Source organism: Oleiphilus sp. HI0043 (assembly GCF_001634935.1).
Window position 1 is genome coordinate 1 of sequence record NZ_LWEY01001322.1, and the last position, 936, is coordinate 936.

At 44.7% G+C, this 936-nt stretch carries 2 protein-coding genes; one reads left to right on the plus strand and one right to left on the minus strand.

What is annotated here, in order from left to right:
• The coding region (locus tag A3729_RS17625) for a TOBE domain-containing protein (RefSeq protein WP_156497991.1) at nt 1–199 on the plus strand (199 nt) is incomplete at its 5' end.
• Nucleotides 200–211: 12 nt separating this feature from the next.
• Here the strand turns inward: A3729_RS17625 and A3729_RS17630 are convergent.
• Nucleotides 212–936, minus strand: a 725-nt coding sequence (locus A3729_RS17630; RefSeq protein ID WP_068634130.1) for an alpha/beta fold hydrolase, incomplete at its 5' end; no start/stop codon positions are given.

Consider the following 936-nt stretch of genomic DNA (forward strand, 5'->3'; position numbering starts at 1 on the left):
TTATAAACCAGGAGCAAACCTGAATGCCGTCGTCAGCTCGAAAATTTTTGCAGGCACCTCAACCCAATACCAATTAAAGCTTGCCTCTGATACGGCTCTCGATGTCATCTTCCCTAGCCACCAGGATTTTAATATCGGAGAAACCATTAATATCGCAATCGACGCAGAGCACCTGATTGCATATGAAGTATCAACCTAAACTAAATTGGCTTTAGTTGGCGCTGCAATGCTGTGACTCCTCAGCAGTGCGCTCAAAAAACTCAGCGTAAGTCTCAAGTAGTTCAGGCTTCTCCCAATGCAAAAAGTGCCCCACCCCTTTGACTAGCTGAAACTCTCCATTCGCCAGCATTTTAGTAGCTTTACGCGTGTCAAAGAGGTCCATAATGGTATCGAACTGCCCCATAACAACTAGCACGGGAATCGCAATCGAGCTCAACTCAATATGCTGCTTAAGATCCCCCATCTGAGTAACCGACCGACTATGCTCATAAAATGATGCATACTGCTCCTCACTCATATCATTAAACTGGCTAATAATTTGGCGCTTTAAATGCTCAGGAATAAGTTGGCCAAACTTCTCTATCATCAATGGCGCAATTTCAGCGCCACGCCCCTGCTCAATATAAGACTGAACTTGATCTATAATTACCTGAAGGACTGAATTTGCACGCGTGCCAAAACTGCCAAGAACAGCCCGATTAAACAAATCCGGATAACGATCCAAATAAGAAGCCGCAACAATTGAGCCCCAAGAGCCGCCAACTAAATATCGACTAGAGTACTTTTGCGCATCAATTCTGACTAATAACTCATGCAAGGCATCCACTTGCTCTTCAAGCGATACCCCCATGCAACCGTAGTTAATTTTTGCACGCCCTTGCCCAGGCAAGTCAAATACCAGGATGCTGTATTCAGTTTGAAAACGAGAGACAAAAC